The following is a 15435-nucleotide window of genomic DNA, read 5'->3' as shown; positions in this document are numbered from 1 at the left end:
GCGCATGGATTGGGTTTGCGCGAATCGATCCATCGACCGGGCGCACGATGCACCCGGTCACGTACCTCAAACGCGCTTATTCGACGTTGAAATCGATGCCCTGTGCGAGCGGCAGCGCCGACGAATAGTTGACCGTGTTGGTCGCACGACGCATGTAAGCCTTCCACGAGTCGGATCCCGATTCGCGCCCGCCGCCCGTTTCCTTTTCGCCGCCGAACGCGCCGCCGATCTCCGCGCCGCTCGGGCCGATATTCACGTTCGCGATGCCGCAATCGCTGCCCGCGGCCGACGTGAAGCGCTCGCTCTCGCGCAGGTCCGTCGTGAATACGCACGACGACAGGCCATGGTGGGCGGCGTTGTTAGCATCGATCGCGTCGCCGAAGTCGCTGTACTTGAGGACGTAAAGAATCGGTGCGAAGGTTTCCTTCAGGACAACTTCCGTTTGCGACGGCATCTCGACAATAGCCGGGCGAACGTAGAAGCCCTTCTCGTTGCCCGCCACCGTGTGACGCTCGCCGCCGAACACTTTGCCGCCTTCGCGCTTCGCCTGCTCGAGTGCCGACTGCATGCGGGCGAACGACTGCTCGTCGATGAGCGGCCCCATCAGCGTGCCCTGCTCCAGCGGATTGCCGATCACCACCTTGCCGTAGAGCGCTTTCAGGCGCTCGACTGCCTTGTCGTACACGCTCTCGTGCACGAAGAGGCGGCGCAGCGACGTGCAGCGCTGGCCGGCCGTGCCGACCGCCGAGAACAGGATGCCGCGCAGCGCGAGTTCGAGATCGGCTGTCGGGGAGACAATGCCTGCGTTGTTGCCGCCCAGTTCGAGCAGCGAGCGGCCAAAGCGGCGCGCGACCTCGACGCCGACGGTGCGGCCCATTTCGGTACTGCCCGTTGCGCTGACGATGTTCGAGCGCGGATCCGCCACGAGCTTCGCGCCCACTTCACGGCCGCCGACCACGAGGCTCGTGAGGCCTTCGGGCGCATCGCCGAATTCCTTCAACACGTCCTGCATGATCTTGTTGACGGCAACCGCGGTGAGCGGCGTTTTTTCCGAAGGCTTCCAGACCACAGCGTTGCCGCACACGAGCGCGAGCGCGGCGTTCCACGACCACACGGCGACCGGGAAATTGAACGCGGAAATCACGGTACACACGCCCATCGGATGCCACGATTCGGCCATGCGGTGGCCGGGACGCTCCGAAGCAATGGTCAGACCGTAAAGCTGACGCGAGAGGCCGACCGCAAAGTCGCAGATGTCGATCATTTCCTGCACTTCGCCCAAGCCTTCCTGGAAGATCTTGCCGGTTTCCAGCGAGACGAGGCTGCCGAGCGCGCGCTTCTGTTCGCGCAGCTTGTTGCCCAGCAGGCGCACGAGTTCGCCGCGGCGCGGCGCGGGCACATTGCGCCAGGTCTTGAACGCCTCCTGCGCCTTCGCGAGCACAGCGTCGACGTCGGCCGCCGACTGGCTCGCGACGCGGCCGATCAGTTCGCCGTTGATCGGTGAATGCACGGCGATGTCGCCCGCTTCCGCGAGCTGGGAGATACCGAGATCCGAGAGGATGGAGGAGGCTTTCATAGGTAGAATCCCTTAAAAATTTCCGATACGAAACATTGCTACTTTAGGAAACTATACACGCGCAATTTTGCGGCGACAACACGAAAATCGACGGGAATTTCGCCATGCCGCGTGTACCGCTTCCGCCCGGCTTTGCGCCATGAAAATGGCATGTACCCGCACTGCGGGCACACCTTTGTTTTCCTATTGGAAACAATGCATTGGGGCGCCGGCAGTGCCGGCGCCCTTCAAGGTAGCAGAGGCGTGTGATCTCAGTCCGCGGTTCGCGTCGTGACCGGCACCCACGCCACGTTCTTGACCTGATACAGCGTCGAACTCGGGCTCTTCAGGTCGCCCTGGGCGTTGAAAGCGATCTTGCCCGTAATGCCGTCGTAGTTCGTGGCCTTGAGCGCGGCGTTGAACTGCGCGGGCGTCGCCGAGCCGGCCTTCTCCATCGCCGTGATCGCGACCCACGCCGCGTCGTAGGCGAACGGCGCGTAGGCGAGCATGTCGATGCCGTACTTCTGCTTGAACTTCGCCTCGAAGCCCCTACCCTTGGGCAGCGTGCCGAGCGGCTGGCCGTATTCCCACACCGAAGCGCCATCGGCGGAATCGCCGGCGAGCTTGATGAAGTTCGCGTCCATGACGCCGCCGCCCGCGAGGAATTGCGCTTTCAGGCCAAGCTGGCGCATGCGCTTGACGATCATGGCGGCCTGCGCGTCGAGGCCGCCGAAGAACACGAGATCCGGATTCGTGCGCTTGATGCTCGTGAGCTGGGCGCTGAAATCCACCGCCTTGTCGTTCGTGAACTCGCGCGCGACGATCGTGCCGCCGCTTGCCTTCACGGCCTTCTCGAACTCGTCGGCTTCACCCTGGCCGAAGGCCGTGCGATCGTCGATGATGGCAATGCGTTTCGCCTTCGTCACCGTCGCCGCATAGTTGCCCGCGTTGCCTGCGTTTTGCGAGTCGGTGGCGATCACGCGGTAGATGGTCGGCGCGCCGCTTTGCGTGATGGCCGGGTTGGTGGCGGCCGGCGTGATCATCGGAATGCCCGCCTTCGCGTAGATCTTCGAGGCCGGCAGCGTCGTGCCCGAATTGAAGTGGCCGATCACGACGGCCACGTTGTCATCCACGAGTTGCTGCGCGACCTGCACGCCGATGCGCGGATCGCTCTGGTCATCCTGCGAGTCGATCACGAACTTGACCGGCTTGCCGCCGATGGTGGGATGCGCGGCGTTGGCTTCGTCCACGGCCAGACGCACGCCGTTCTCGATGTCCTTGCCATACGCTGCCCCGCCGCCCGTAAGCGGGCTGGCCACGCCGATCTTCACGACCATCTCCTGTGCGCTCACCGCGCCGGCAACCAACATCAACGACGCTGCGATCGCGCAGCCACGACGAGAAGCGAGGAAACGAGGAGACATGCGATATTCCTTCGGTATCTGGAGCCGGCACGTGATGCGTTCGAATGGTCGCGCGGACCTTCGGACGCACTGGATTCATCCCGCTATGCCGAGCGGCGGGACGTAAGCGGATTGTCGGCAGCCGTGCAGGCGGCATCAAACGAAATCTAATCACCACGTAATGCGCTTTTCTCATCAAGCCCGTCCACGCGGGGAATACGGCAAGGCGTGACGCGGCCCCGCTGGCATTGGGAAATACCCGATAACGCCGATATGCCCCCTGTGCGTGGATGCCATGCGAGCCCGGATCGAGCGCACGCCAGGCCTTGCGCCGTCTGGGTTTGCGTCAGAAATCATCAACCTTCGGGGCGATCGATTTACTTAGCCATGCTTGTTAATTGCTGGATGGCGCGCCAAACGTCGCGCGATACGCAAATGTTATTATCGGAAACATAGAGTACGATACGAACCATCAGCGAACCATCAGCGAACCACCAGCGAACACCCCGAGTTCCCGAATGGAAACCCCGTCCCTCAAGGCCGCCGAGAATGCTTCGGCGGAGCTGGGCAAGCGCGTCAAGGCGGCCCGGCTGAAGCACGATTACACGCTCGAGGCCGCCAGCCGCGTGTGCGGCGTGTCGCGCTCCACGCTCTCGAAGGTGGAAAACGGCGTCATGTCGCCGACGTTCGACGTGCTGCAGAAGATCGTTCACGGTCTGAAGATCGACCTCGGCGAACTGTTCGGCTCGGCGCCCAGGCCGCGCGCGAGCGGACGCCGCGCGCTCACCCGCAAGGGCGATGGGCAACAGCATTCAGCAGGCTGTTATCAGATGGAGTTGCTGGCGACGGAACTCGCCCACAAGGCGATGCACCCGTTTCGCATTCGCGTGACGGCGCACTCGCTCGACGAGTTCACGGAATGGGGCCGGCATGAAGGCGAGGAATTTCTCTTCATATTGAGCGGCTCGGTGTGTCTCTACTCCGAGCTTTACGCACCGACACATCTCGAAACCGGCGACAGTCTCTATTTCGACAGCCGCACGGGGCATGCGGCCGTCTCCACGAGCGAAGAGGACGCCGAAGTCCTCTGGCTCATCAACGAACCGCACCCGGACACGCAGGACGGCGCGCCGGGCGTTTGATCCTTCATGCTTACGCGGCGTTCGCGGTCATCTTGAAGATGCCCGTGGCGTTACCCGCATCGAAGCGCAGATCGGTCTGCCAGCGCCGCGTGACCTGATCGAACGTGCGCTTGCGCGTGATGAACTCGTAGAACGAGCCCGGCACCTCACGCGTCACACGCTGGCCGTCCGCCGCGCGAAACTCGCGCGTCACGGTGTCGGCTCGATAGGCCGTCTGAAACACGCGGCCCGAGCGCGAAGTCTCGACGCTGGGCTTCATCGGGCGCCCCTTGGCCTTCTCGTCGTCCGAAAGCTGAAATACGTCTTCCACGCGGTCGGTCGCGTGATTGAAGGCGTTGCCTTCCGTCGCGATCCATGCCATTTCCGCCGATTCCTGCAGCAATGTCTCGTAGTTCGAAATAGATGGCACGTCGTGCTGTCGTGCGAATGCACCGACGATCACGGGCAGCAGTTGCAGCGCCGCGTCGAGCGGCAGCGAGCCGTCGCGTTCCAGTTCGGAGAGCTGCGCCACGGCCAGCGGCGTAAGCGGATCTTTCGATGCGCCCACCACGTTCGTCACGGCTTGCTGGAACGCCGCCGAAAAGCGCTCGGGGTGCAGCTCGCTCACGAAGAACTGCGCGATCTCGTCGGGTGCGTCTTCGTGGGCGTAGGCGCGCCCCGTCATGCCGAGCTTGTCAAGCGGATAGCGGCCATTCAGGCGAAAGCCGAGCGGCCGCAGAATGCGCGTGAACGCCGCTTCGCCGGGCGGCAGCGCGCCGTTCTGTGCCCAGCGCACCGTGCGCAGCGCGCCATGGTCGAAGTACACCGCACCGCCCTGCGCCACCGTGTCGTTCGTGTACGTGCGGCCGTTGGGAGAGCGCTCCAGCAGGTCTTCGAACAGCGCCATGTTCATCGCCTGGGCGAGTTCGGCACGCGTGACGGTGCCGCTTTCCCAGTCGCCGAGCATCGACGGAAAGTTCAGCGTTGCAAACAGGGTTTCAGTTTTCTCGCGGCCCAGCAGCGCGGACAACAAGCGTTCTACGTTCGAATTGCGCATCACCAATCTCACAGGAAACGACCGCCTGGCGGCAGTCATCAAAGGGGCCTCTGGCCATCGGTTTCGGTCAGCTATACGTAAAACGCATTATTCAAATGGTTGCGCACCGCGTAAAGCGAGTTTAAATTGTCACTTGATGAGTTTCTGGAATCACCATGCGCAAGTTCAAGATCCCGAATATCGGCGCGCTGACGGCCTTCGAAGCCGCGGCGCGGCACGAGAGCTTCACTCACGCCGCCAAGGAGCTGTTCCTCACCGAAAGCGCGGTCTCGCGCCAGATCGCCACGCTCGAATCGAATCTCGGCGTGCGCCTGTTCGTGCGCGCCAAACAGCGGGTCGTGCTCACGCGCGCGGGCCGGCTCTATAGCACCCAGGTGCGGCGTGCGCTCGAAAACCTCGATCGCGACACGCTCTCCATCATCGCGCACGGCAGCGGCGGCGGTTATCTGGAGCTCGCCGTGCTGCCGACCTTCGCGTCCGAATGGCTGCTTCCGCGCCTCAAGGACTTCTACGACCGCACGCCCGACGTGCGCGTGAACATGGGCGTGCGCACCGAGACGTTTTCGTTCGAGGAGTCGCATTTCGAAGCCGCGATCCACTACGGCAAGCCGACCTGGCCCGGCACGTCCTCCGACTTTCTGTTCGGCGAGGAAGTGGTGCCCGTCTGTTCTCCGTCACTGCTTGCGCGCCCCGTCAAGAAGGCGCACGAACTGCTCGCCTACCCGCTGCTGCACTCCACCACGCGCCCCGACGCCTGGACGCGCTGGTTCTCCGACCTCGGCGTGGAAGACAACGCCACCATGCACGGCGTGCGCTACGAGCTGCACACGATGCTGATCGCCGCGGCCGCCGCCGGCCTCGGCGTGGCGCTCGTGCCGAAGTTCTTCGTTGAAGGCCAGCTCGAGCGGTTCGGCGTCGTCATTCCGTTCGAAGCCCCTGCTATTGCCGATGGCGGCTACTACTTCGTCTATCCCACCGAACTCAGCCACGGCAAGCCACTCGAGATGTTCCGCGCGTGGCTGCTCGAGCAGGCGAGCGCCTACAACGCTTCGCAAGTGCAACGCTGATCGGCGGGTCGAGTACGCGTGATATACGATCAGAAAAAAGTTTCCTATAGGAAATAGTTAGGTTAGCATCGAACGAAATCACTTCTTCGTCGCGAGACTGACATGGAAGATGTCGTCGTCATCGGTGCAGGCATCATCGGGGTCTGCGCCGCCCTCAATCTGGCGCAGCGTGGCATGCGCGTACATATCGTCGACAGCGCGCCGCCCGGTTCGGGCTGCTCGTTCGGCAACGCGGGCCTGATCGCGGTCGATCACGTCGCGCCGCTCGCGAGCCCCGAGACGATGGCCGGTCTGCCCCGCATGCTGCTGCGCCGCGACAGCCCGCTGCGCCTGCACAAACGCAGCCTGCCGCGCATGGCGCCGTGGGTGCTGGAGTTCGCCGCGCAGGCGCAGCGCCCGCGCTTTCGGCGCAACACGCGTGCGCTCGCGAGTCTCGTGACCGGTGCGGCACAGGCCTGGCGTCGTCTGCTCGATCAGCGCATCGCCGCCGACCTCTTTCGCGACATCGGCTCGCTCTACGTGTTCGAGCGACCCGTTGCGCACGCAACAGAATGCGCGCAACTCGATCTGCTCGACCGGTACGGCGTGCGCTACGTGAATCTCACAGCGGAGCAGGTACGGCGCGACTATCTACCGTCGCTCACGCCGCATATCAACCATGCGCGCTACTTTCCCGGCATGGCCTCGGTCACGAATCCGCAGCAGGTCGTCGAGCGCATTTTCGAGGCGGCGCTCGCAGCGGGCGCGAAATTCACGAGCGCTGCCGTCGACGCCTTGCGCGCCCTCCCCGACGGCCGTATCGGCGTCACGCTGAACGGCGCGACGCACCCAGCCGCCAAGGTGCTGATCGCAGCCGGCTCGCGCAGCGCCGAACTTGCAGAGCAACTGGGCGCCAGGATTGCGCTGACCAACGAGCGCGGCTATCACGTGCAGGTCGGCGCGCCCTCGCAAGACACGCTGCGCGTGCCCGTGAGCTTCGTCGAGCGCGGCTTCACCTGTAACCCGATGGCGCAAGGCATCCGGCTTGCCGGCACCGTCGAACTCGGCGCGCGCGGCGCACCCGACTGGCGCCGCGCCGACATGCTCGCCACGCAATTCCAGACGCTCTTTCCCGGCGCGCCCGCGGTGCAGGTCGCAAGCCGCTGGTACGGCGAGCGCCCCACGCTGCCCGACTATCTGCCGATGATCGGCGAGATGCGCGGCGCACGGAACGTGTTCGTCGCGACCGGCCATCAGCATCTGGGCCTCACGCTCGGGCCGCTCAGCGGCGAACTCGTCGCACAATTGATGGCGCGCGAGACGCCCGCCGTCGATCTCGCGCCGTTTCGCATCGACCGCTTTTGAGGCCGGCGGCAGTACTCACGCGCCACACCCACGCATCATTCATCAGGAGAGAAGATTCGATGGAGCCCATCGCGATTTACGACGCAACCGTCACCGCGCGCCTGCTCGACTTCGGCGTGCTGCTCGACGCCCTCGCCACGGCCGCGCAGGATCACGACGCGGGCCGCATTCACGCGCCCGTGCGCACGGGCGTGCCGCTCAAGGGCAACGGCGTCATGCTTTCGATGCCCGCCAGCGCCGACGACATTGCCATCCACAAACTCGTGAGCGTGTGCCCGGCCAACACGGCGCTCGGCATGCCGACCATCTTCGGCGCGGTGACGGTGTGCAACGGCGCGACGGGGCAGCCGGAGTTCATCCTCGACGGCCCGACCGTCACCGGGCGGCGCACCGCGGCGCTCTCCATGCTGGGCGTGCGCCTCTTTCACCCCGGCGCGCCGCGTGCATTCCTGGTCATCGGCACCGGACAGCAGGCGCGATTTCATGCCCAGGCGATCGGCCAGCTGTATCCGTCGGCGACGCTCTACGTGAAAGGCCGGACCGAAGCGTCCGAACAGGCGTTCCGCGCCCACTTCGCGCAGGCTGGCGTGGACGTGACGCCCGCGCACGGTGCGGTTCCGAAAGAAGTCGACGTCGTCATCGCCGCGACAACGAGCAAGACGCCCGTGTACGACGAAGCGGCACGCAAGGACCGGCTCGTGATCGGCGTGGGCGCCTTCACGCCGGACGCGGCCGAAATCGCCCAGGACACGGTGCGTGCGAGCTGCGTGTTCGTCGACGATTTCGCAGCCGCGCGCGAAGAAGCCGGTGACCTGCTGCAGGCAGGCGTCGACTGGGCGAACGTGCGCACGATCGGCTCCGCTGTAACGGACGGCGCGGCACATGACGGCGGTCCGGTGCTGCTGAAGACCGTCGGCAGCGGCGCCTGGGATCTCGCCGCGTGCCGCGTGGCCCGGCAAATGCGCTGACCCGCACACGCGGATTAGAATCGCACATCGACCGCGCAGCACGATCCCATCCGAGACCCAAGGCAAACGGCACCATGACGACGAGCGCTCCCCAACCCGCCGTGAAAATCCTGCGCGGCGATGTCATCGAAACCACGCATATCGCCCACATTGCCGTGGTCGACGCTCAGGGCCGCCTGCTCTACGCGCTCGGCGACCCGCATCGCATGACGCTCGTGCGCTCGGCGGCCAAGCCCGCGCAGGCGCTCGCCGTGGTCGAAACCGGCGCGCTCGAGCGCTTTGGCTTCGACGACGCCGATCTCGCGCTCATGTGCGCCTCGCATAGTAGCGAGGACCGCCATATCGAGCGGACGCGCGCGATGCTCGCGAAGGTGTCCGCCACGGAATCGGATTTGCGCTGCGGCGGCCATGTGCCGATCTCGGACGCCGTCTACAAGGCGTGGATCAAACGCGACTTCACGCCGGGCGCGGTGTGCAGCAATTGCTCGGGCAAGCACGCGGGCATGCTGGCCGGCGCCCGCGCCATCGGCGCGGCGCTGGCCGATTACCATCTGCCTTCACACCCCTTGCAGCAACGCGTGAAGCAGGTCGTGGCCGAGGTTTGCGATCTTCCCGAGACGGGCGTCGAGTGGGGCATCGACGGCTGCAATCTGCCCACGCCCGCCTTCCCGCTCGACCGGCTCGCCCGCCTGTTCGTGAAGCTCGCCGATGCGCAGGACCACGCGGCCTTGCCGGGCTCGGCCGCGGCCGATGCGCGCTCGCAGGCGCTCGCCCACATCTATCGCGCCATGACGTCGTATCCGGAACTCGTGGCGGGCGAAGGCCGCTTCTGCACGACGCTCATGAGCGCGTTCGAAGGCGCGCTCGTCGGCAAGCTCGGCGCGGCGGGCAGTTATGCGATTGGCGTGCGCGCAAGCGCGGCGACCGCAACGCATACGGGCGGCCCGGCATTGGGTATCGCGGTGAAGATCGAGGACGGCGATTTGACCGCGCTCCATGTCACCGTCGTGGAAGTGCTCAGACAACTGGGCATTGGCACGCCACAACAGCTGGCACAACTAAGCAAATTCGAAGCCCCGCGCATCGTCAACACGATGGGCGTCGAGACGGGTTGCGTCGCGCCGCAGTTCTCACTCGAGCGCGTCGCTTCGTAGCCAGCACAAAATGAGGGCGCGGGCTTTGCAAGCCCGCGCCAAGACTCACAGCAACGCCACGACTTTCACGTCGCTGCGATCGGCCGATGCCACCACCTTGCCGTCCACACGGCGGAACATGAGCGTCACCGTATTCTTGCCCACACGCAGATCGTCCACTTCCAGCCAGTCGATGCCTTCGGGCAGCATGGGCTGCTCGACACGCACCTCGTTGCGCGCCGCGTCGATCGTCACGCCAAGACACGCTTCGAGCATCATGAACGGCGAGCCCGCGGCCCAGGCTTGCGGCAGGCAGGCCACCGGATACGCGGTGGGCGGCTCGCCGCGCCGGCGCGGGAACCCGCAGAACAGTTCGGGCAGACGCATGTCGAAGGTCACCGCAGCCTCGAACAGCGCCTGCAAGAGGCGCACTGCTGCCGCCTTGCGGCCATAGCGCGCGAGACCGCGTGCGCACAGCGCGTTGTCGTGCGGCCAGACCGAGCCATTGTGGTACGCCATGGGATTGAAACGCGCCTGGCCCGCCGCGAGCGTACGCACGCCCCAGCCCGTGTGAAACAGCGCCGATTCGAGCACTTCCGCCACGGCGCGGCCGCGCTCCTCCTCGGGCAGCCCGAAGGCGAGCAGATGTCCGGCGTTCGACGCGAGCACGCGGCACAGATCGCCGTGGCCATCGAGCGCAATGCCGTAGAAGTCCGACTCCGGCATCCAGAACTTCTCCTCTACGCAGAGGCGGATTTTGGCGGCGCGTGCGGCGTAGCGCGCTGCGTCTTCGATCTGGCCGCGATGCGTGGCGAAGCGCGACATCGTTTCGAACGCAGCGCTCGCATATGCCTGCACTTCGACGAGCGCAATCGGGCCATCGGGGAAACGGCCGTCCGCGTGGAATACAGAGTCGTGGCTGTCCTTCCAGCCCTGGTTCGCGAGCCCGCCCTCCGATTCGCGCCGGTAGTCGAGCAGACCGAGTCTATTGCGGTCGCATACACCTGCGACCCAGGCCGCCGCACGCTCCAGCGCCGGCCATAACTCGTCGATCAGCGAAACGTCGCCCGTGCGTTCGACATAAGCGCCCGCCAGCACGACGAAGAGCGGCGTGGTGTCCACCCCGCCGTAGTAGAGCGCAAACGGCACTTCGCCTGTGGCGGCCATCTCGCTCTTGCGCATTTCGTGCATGATCTTGCCGACCGCCGCGTCGCGGAACGCCGAATCCTCGCGCGCCTGATGTTCCGCGAGAAAACGCAGCACGCCCTGCGCGAGCGCGGGCGTGAGCCACAGCGTCTGCAGCGAGGTGATGACCGCGTCGCGGCCGAACGGCGTGGAAAACCATGGAATGCCCGCATACGGATACGGGCCGGTCGGCAGGTCGGTGGTGAGCAGACCGAGGTCGGCGATCGAGCGGTTGATCCACGCATTGAAGAGCGGATTGCTCGAACGCAAGTGCGCCGCCGCTCGACGGCGTTCGCGCATCACGATATGCGAATCCACCAGCGCGGCGCGCTGAGCGGCGCGGCCCACGCGCTGCTCCTGCGAGCCCGCGAGGCAATGCGGCGGCTGGAAGATGCCCGCGCTCTGTGTGCCGGGCGCGGCACCGGGCATGGCCTCGACTTCGATCGCCACCGTGAGATAGATCGAGACGCAGGCCTGCGCGGGCAGATCGACCGTGAAGTCGGCGCGATCGGCGAGGAGTTTGTTCGGCGTGGGCGAGAACTCGATACGCACGCGCCGCGCAACCTTGTCGAGGCCGACGTATTCGAGCCGGACCTCGCCGTCTTCGACTCGCGGCGGCATGAGCGTGCCGCGTTTTTCGCGCTTCAGGCCGCGTACTTCGAACATGTCGCGGAAGTCGCTCGCGAACGAGATGGAAAGCGGCACCACGGCGTCTTCCGTGCCGTAGTTCGTGAGCTCGATGGCCTCGGTCATCATCGTGCCGGAGAGCACGCGCTCGCGCTGCACGTGAATCACGCCTTCGGGCGTGGTACTGCCGCCGAGCGGCGGCAGCGGACGATTGGTCAGGTGGGCCGTGAACACGGCGTTGTCGCTGCTCACGCTGCCCGAGAGCAGTGAGGGCACGCGTCCGCCGAAAGTGAGGCGCAGCGACGAGAGCACACGCGTGTCGTTGACGAACAGGCCGTCGTCGATGCCGGTGATGTCGCCGAGCGGATCGTTGACGATGAAGGTGCCGCCCGACTTCAGCACATGCTGGTCGGCGCTTGCGACCTCCGGCGTTTCGGGCGCGATGAACGCGCTGTCGGTTTCCCGCGTGTCCTGGTCGGGATGATCCACGCCGCTTGAGCGCGTGACGCCGCCGAGTGTTTCAGGATCCTGCATTGCGTGCCTCCTGGGTGCCATGCAAAGGGTTACGGTACGGTTCGCTTGCGGTTGATTGTAGTGGCTTCGGCGCACGCGTTGGGCGAATGCGCAAAGAACGGCCGAAAGATACGCGCGAAATGAGTGGCAAATCGCAGTGCGGAGCAAGGAACGTGCGCGGAAAAAATTGCGGGCGCCGGCACGACGTAACGTGCGGGCGCCCGTGGAGGCAATGCGCTCGCGCGCCGGAAGCGGCGCGCGCCGTGAGGATCAGCGTTGCGAAATCGGCTTCGCGACGCGCGGCGTTTCGCCGATGAACAGCTGACGCGGACGGCCGATTTTCTGCTCGGGGTCGGCGATCATTTCGTTCCACTGCGCGATCCAGCCCACCGTGCGCGCCATCGCGAAGATGCAGGTGAACATCGAGGTCGGGATGCCCAGCGCGCGCTGCACGATGCCCGAGTAGAAGTCGACGTTCGGGTACAGCTTGCGCGACACGAAATATTCGTCTTCCAGCGCGATCTTTTCGAGCTGCATGGCGAGCTTGAACAAAGGATCGTCGTGCAGACCGAGTTCGTTCAGCACTTCGTAGCACGTTTCGCGCATGAGCTTCGCACGCGGGTCGTAGTTCTTGTACACGCGGTGGCCGAAGCCCATCAGCTTCACGCCCGAGTTCTTGTCCTTCACCTGCTCGATGAACTTCGGGATGTTATCGACCGAGCCGATTTCTTCGAGCATGTTCAGTGCGGCTTCGTTCGCACCACCGTGCGCCGGGCCCCACAGGCAAGCGATGCCCGCGGCGATACACGCGAACGGATTCGCACCCGACGAACCGGCCAGACGCACGGTAGACGTCGAAGCGTTCTGCTCGTGGTCGGCGTGAAGGATGAGAATGCGGTCGAGCGCGCGCACGAGCACGTCGTTGACCTTGTACTCCTCGCTCGGCGCGGAGAACATCATGCGCATGAAGTTCGCGCTGTACGACAGGTCGTTCTGCGGATACACGAACGGCTGGCCGATCGAGTACTTGTACGCCATGGCGACGAGCGTCGGCAGCTTCGCGATCATACGGATCGCCGACACTTCACGATGCTCCGCGTTGTTGATGTCGAGCGAGTCGTGATAGAACGCGGACAGCGCGCCGACCGCCGCCACCAGAATCGCCATCGGATGTGCGTCACGGCGGAACCCCCGGAAAAAGAAGTGCATCTGCTCGTGAACCATCGTGTGGTTCGTCACCGAGGCCACGAATTCGTCCTTCTGCTGCTGCGTGGGCAGCTCGCCCTTGAGCAGGAGGTAGCAGCTTTCGAGGAAGTCGGCGTTTTGCGCGAGGTTGTCGATCGGGTAGCCGCGGTAGAGCAACTCGCCCTTGTCGCCGTCGATATAGGTGATCGCCGAGTTGCACGACGCCGTGGACATGAAGCCCGGGTCATACGTGAACATGCCGGTCTGGCCGTACAGCTTGCGGATGTCGATCACGTCCGGGCCCTGGGTGCCCTTGTAGACCGGCAACTGCACGCCTTCAGCGTGGCCGGGGATCGTGAGCGTGGCGTGTGTCTTCGAGTCGATCATTGTGTGTCCTTGAATTGCTGTCACATCGCAATACTTCGCGCATAACTTCGCGCAACAGGACGCAGCCGCCGGAATGGCCGGCATCGCTGCGACCGCTTGCCGCATTCTACGGCGCGGTGCAGCATCGATTGATAGCGCAGCCAGCAACAATCCCTCTTCAACCCCGCAACACTGCGAAGCTTGCGGCTTCCTTAACGCCGATTCCTGCAACAATATTTTGCTCTTGCAGCGCAACATGTCGCACCCCATCTTTGCGATACTGCTTGACATGCAAGGGTTTTCCATTACTTGCATTTTGTAATCCAGCCTGATCTCACGGGCGGCCGTTTTCACCGCCACACGCGCTTAAAGCAAAACGTAAGGAAGCAACAGATGAACATCTCGGTCGACACCCTGTTCGCAGAAGACGAACAAGCAGAGGGCGCCGTTGTCACGGCACTCAATCACCAGGACATCGTGGTCGCACTGTCGGCCGCGCTCGCCAGCGAACGCGTGGCCGTGCTGCACATGCTGTATCCGCGCACCGACGCGCGCACGCACCGCAGCCTCGATCACCTCGTGGACGCGCTCAACGGCCACGGCCTGCACCAGGTCGCCCGCCTCGTTTCGCAGGAAGCGCACTATCTCGTGTTCAAGGATCCGGTGAAGGCATGGAAGGCCTTTCACGAAATCCGCAACGATTCGCTCGCGATCGGCGTGCACCTCTACTACGCGGGCCTCGTCGGCGAGGCGGCCGAGCACAAGCTCGACGCCCACGCGCACGGTCGCGACTAGGCGAGAGTCCTTCGGACTACGGTATTTCTCGCAGCAACGAAAAGGGGCGGCCGCATCGCGTGGCCGCCCCTTTTTCGCATCGCGTGAATCAGCGCGCGTCAGCGCCCGTGGCCGCTCACGAAGCGGTCGATCAACTCGTTGAACGCCGCGGGCCGCGCCAGATTCATCCCATGCGATGCGCCCGCCACACTCGCGCGGCGCGCATCAGGCAGCCAGGCATCGAGCGCAGCCACGGCCCGATGAAACACTTCCGGGCTCAGCTCGCCGTCGATCAGCAGCACGGGGCATTGCACCTCGGCGGCTTGCTCGCGCGAGTACGCAGGCAGCGGATCCTGAAACTGCGGCCCAAGCGTGTGCGCGTTGTCGGTGGCCATGCGGCGAAACCCATGTGTGCTCTTCGCCCAGAAGCCGGGCCGGCTCACCGAATCGACGAACAACTCCAGCCCCGCGTCCACCTGGCCCGACTCGATCAGCGCCACGGCGCGGGCGCGCAGCGCATTGACGTTCTCGGGCAGCGTGGCGAGCGTCTGGCCCGGCTGGTGGACCGGCCCGCCAGGATCGGCGAGCGTGAGTGTGCGCACGTGCTGCGGATGGCGCCGCGCGAACTGGAATGACACGAGGCCGCCGCGCGAATGCCCGATCACGTGCGCCGGGCCGGCGCCCAGGGCATCGACGAACGCCGCAAGCTCATCCGCATGCTGCCGCCAGCTGAACGGCAGGCCGCGTGCCGCCTCCGCGGCGGGCCAGTAGTGCGTGAGACTCACCGAGACACAGCGATACTGCTGCGCGAGGCCGGCCAGCTGTGGCTGCCAGTAGCGGTAGTCACAAAGCGAGCCGTGCACGAAGAGAAGAAGTTCGCCCGCGCCTCGTTCGACATAGGGCATGGGCAGGCCGCCGGGCAGTTCGATGAACGTACCGGGGGCCGGAAAGGCGGCTGGATTCACGGCTGAACGATGTGGAGACAACGGGACAGCGGCGCATTGCAACGGACAACGGCCTACGGGCAGTCCATCGCGGCGCACGCCGGCAAAGTGGCGTATTGTCCCATGCCCGCGGCGCCAACAGCGGTCAAGCCGGCGCCCTCGCGAAGCGGCCTTGCCTCGTGCGCCGGCTTGG

General features: G+C 65.0%; 12 protein-coding genes. 6 read left to right on the top strand and 6 right to left on the bottom strand.

Annotated elements, in window-relative coordinates:
- Nucleotides 1–76: 76 nt before the first annotated feature.
- Nucleotides 77–1576: an aldehyde dehydrogenase family protein gene (locus AB3X99_RS19680; RefSeq protein WP_069261995.1), complete on the bottom strand. Its 1500-nt coding sequence runs from the start codon at nucleotides 1574–1576 to the stop codon at nucleotides 77–79.
- A gap of 251 nt (nucleotides 1577–1827) precedes the next feature.
- On the bottom strand, nucleotides 1828–2979 hold the full coding sequence (locus AB3X99_RS19675) for a branched-chain amino acid ABC transporter substrate-binding protein (RefSeq protein WP_069261996.1): 1152 nt from the start codon (nucleotides 2977–2979) through the stop codon (nucleotides 1828–1830).
- Between the two features lie 497 nt (nucleotides 2980–3476).
- Between AB3X99_RS19675 and AB3X99_RS19670 the strand changes: the two genes are divergently transcribed.
- Entirely contained in the window at nucleotides 3477–4100 is a 624-nt protein-coding gene (locus AB3X99_RS19670) for a helix-turn-helix domain-containing protein (protein WP_069261997.1), read from the top strand.
- Between the two features lie 10 nt (nucleotides 4101–4110).
- Here the strand turns inward: AB3X99_RS19670 and AB3X99_RS19665 are convergent, their stop codons facing one another.
- Entirely contained in the window at nucleotides 4111–5136 is a 1026-nt protein-coding gene (locus AB3X99_RS19665; RefSeq protein ID WP_368617851.1) for a DUF1338 domain-containing protein, read from the bottom strand.
- Between the two features lie 155 nt (nucleotides 5137–5291).
- On the opposite strand from AB3X99_RS19665, the gene AB3X99_RS19660 reads away from it, so the two are divergent.
- The 4 genes from AB3X99_RS19660 to AB3X99_RS19645 all read left to right on the top strand — a co-directional run bounded on the left by AB3X99_RS19660 (nucleotide 5292) and on the right by AB3X99_RS19645 (nucleotide 9669).
- Nucleotides 5292–6203 carry a LysR family transcriptional regulator gene (locus AB3X99_RS19660; protein ID WP_368604797.1) on the top strand — a complete coding sequence of 304 codons (912 nt, stop codon included), beginning with the start codon at nucleotides 5292–5294 and terminating at the stop codon, nucleotides 6201–6203.
- A 102-nt stretch (nucleotides 6204–6305) separates the two neighbouring features.
- Entirely contained in the window at nucleotides 6306–7547 is a 1242-nt protein-coding gene (locus tag AB3X99_RS19655) for an NAD(P)/FAD-dependent oxidoreductase (protein ID WP_368617850.1), read from the top strand.
- A 59-nt stretch (nucleotides 7548–7606) separates the two neighbouring features.
- Nucleotides 7607–8515 carry a bifunctional Delta(1)-pyrroline-2-carboxylate/Delta(1)-piperideine-2-carboxylate reductase gene (gene lhpI / locus AB3X99_RS19650; protein WP_368617849.1) on the top strand — a complete coding sequence of 303 codons (909 nt, stop codon included), beginning with the start codon at nucleotides 7607–7609 and terminating at the stop codon, nucleotides 8513–8515.
- 74 nt (nucleotides 8516–8589) lie between these two features.
- On the top strand, nucleotides 8590–9669 hold the full coding sequence (locus tag AB3X99_RS19645) for an asparaginase (RefSeq protein ID WP_368617848.1): 1080 nt from the start codon (nucleotides 8590–8592) through the stop codon (nucleotides 9667–9669).
- A gap of 45 nt (nucleotides 9670–9714) precedes the next feature.
- Here AB3X99_RS19645 and AB3X99_RS19640 read toward each other — a convergent pair whose 3' ends face one another.
- Nucleotides 9715–11994 carry a glycogen debranching N-terminal domain-containing protein gene (locus AB3X99_RS19640; protein WP_368617847.1) on the bottom strand — a complete coding sequence of 760 codons (2280 nt, stop codon included), beginning with the start codon at nucleotides 11992–11994 and terminating at the stop codon, nucleotides 9715–9717.
- 249 nt (nucleotides 11995–12243) lie between these two features.
- Nucleotides 12244–13545 (bottom strand): citrate synthase, encoded by a 1302-nt coding sequence (gene gltA, locus AB3X99_RS19635; protein WP_069262004.1) that lies wholly within the window; start codon nucleotides 13543–13545, stop codon nucleotides 12244–12246.
- A 372-nt stretch (nucleotides 13546–13917) separates the two neighbouring features.
- On the opposite strand from gltA, the gene AB3X99_RS19630 reads away from it, so the two are divergent.
- Nucleotides 13918–14319 (top strand): hypothetical protein, encoded by a 402-nt coding sequence (locus AB3X99_RS19630; protein WP_028203504.1) that lies wholly within the window; start codon nucleotides 13918–13920, stop codon nucleotides 14317–14319.
- A 98-nt stretch (nucleotides 14320–14417) separates the two neighbouring features.
- Here the strand turns inward: AB3X99_RS19630 and AB3X99_RS19625 are convergent, their stop codons facing one another.
- The gene (locus AB3X99_RS19625) at nucleotides 14418–15203 is read right to left on the bottom strand and encodes an alpha/beta fold hydrolase (RefSeq protein WP_368617986.1); all 786 of its coding nucleotides are present in this window, start codon (nucleotides 15201–15203) and stop codon (nucleotides 14418–14420) included.
- Between the last annotated feature and the right edge of the window lie 232 nt (nucleotides 15204–15435).

This window comes from Paraburkholderia sp. BR10882, from assembly GCF_040948855.1.
In the GTDB taxonomy this organism is placed as follows: Bacteria; Pseudomonadota; Gammaproteobacteria; order Burkholderiales; family Burkholderiaceae; genus Paraburkholderia; species Paraburkholderia nodosa_A.
This window is presented reverse-complemented; position numbering and strand designations above follow the sequence as displayed.

Coding starts and splice junctions, on each gene's coding strand:
- AB3X99_RS19645 (WP_368617848.1), top strand. CDS start 8,590: ATGACGACGAGCGCTCCCCAACCCGCCGTGAAAATCCTGCGCGGCGAT.
- AB3X99_RS19660 (WP_368604797.1), top strand. CDS start 5,292: ATGCGCAAGTTCAAGATCCCGAATATCGGCGCGCTGACGGCCTTCGAA.
- AB3X99_RS19665 (WP_368617851.1), bottom strand. CDS start 5,136: ATGCGCAATTCGAACGTAGAACGCTTGTTGTCCGCGCTGCTGGGCCGC.
- AB3X99_RS19680 (WP_069261995.1), bottom strand. CDS start 1,576: ATGAAAGCCTCCTCCATCCTCTCGGATCTCGGTATCTCCCAGCTCGCG.
- lhpI (WP_368617849.1), top strand. CDS start 7,607: ATGGAGCCCATCGCGATTTACGACGCAACCGTCACCGCGCGCCTGCTC.
- AB3X99_RS19675 (WP_069261996.1), bottom strand. CDS start 2,979: ATGTCTCCTCGTTTCCTCGCTTCTCGTCGTGGCTGCGCGATCGCAGCG.
- AB3X99_RS19670 (WP_069261997.1), top strand. CDS start 3,477: ATGGAAACCCCGTCCCTCAAGGCCGCCGAGAATGCTTCGGCGGAGCTG.
- AB3X99_RS19625 (WP_368617986.1), bottom strand. CDS start 15,203: ATGCCCTATGTCGAACGAGGCGCGGGCGAACTTCTTCTCTTCGTGCAC.
- AB3X99_RS19630 (WP_028203504.1), top strand. CDS start 13,918: ATGAACATCTCGGTCGACACCCTGTTCGCAGAAGACGAACAAGCAGAG.
- gltA (WP_069262004.1), bottom strand. CDS start 13,545: ATGATCGACTCGAAGACACACGCCACGCTCACGATCCCCGGCCACGCT.
- AB3X99_RS19655 (WP_368617850.1), top strand. CDS start 6,306: ATGGAAGATGTCGTCGTCATCGGTGCAGGCATCATCGGGGTCTGCGCC.
- AB3X99_RS19640 (WP_368617847.1), bottom strand. CDS start 11,994: ATGCAGGATCCTGAAACACTCGGCGGCGTCACGCGCTCAAGCGGCGTG.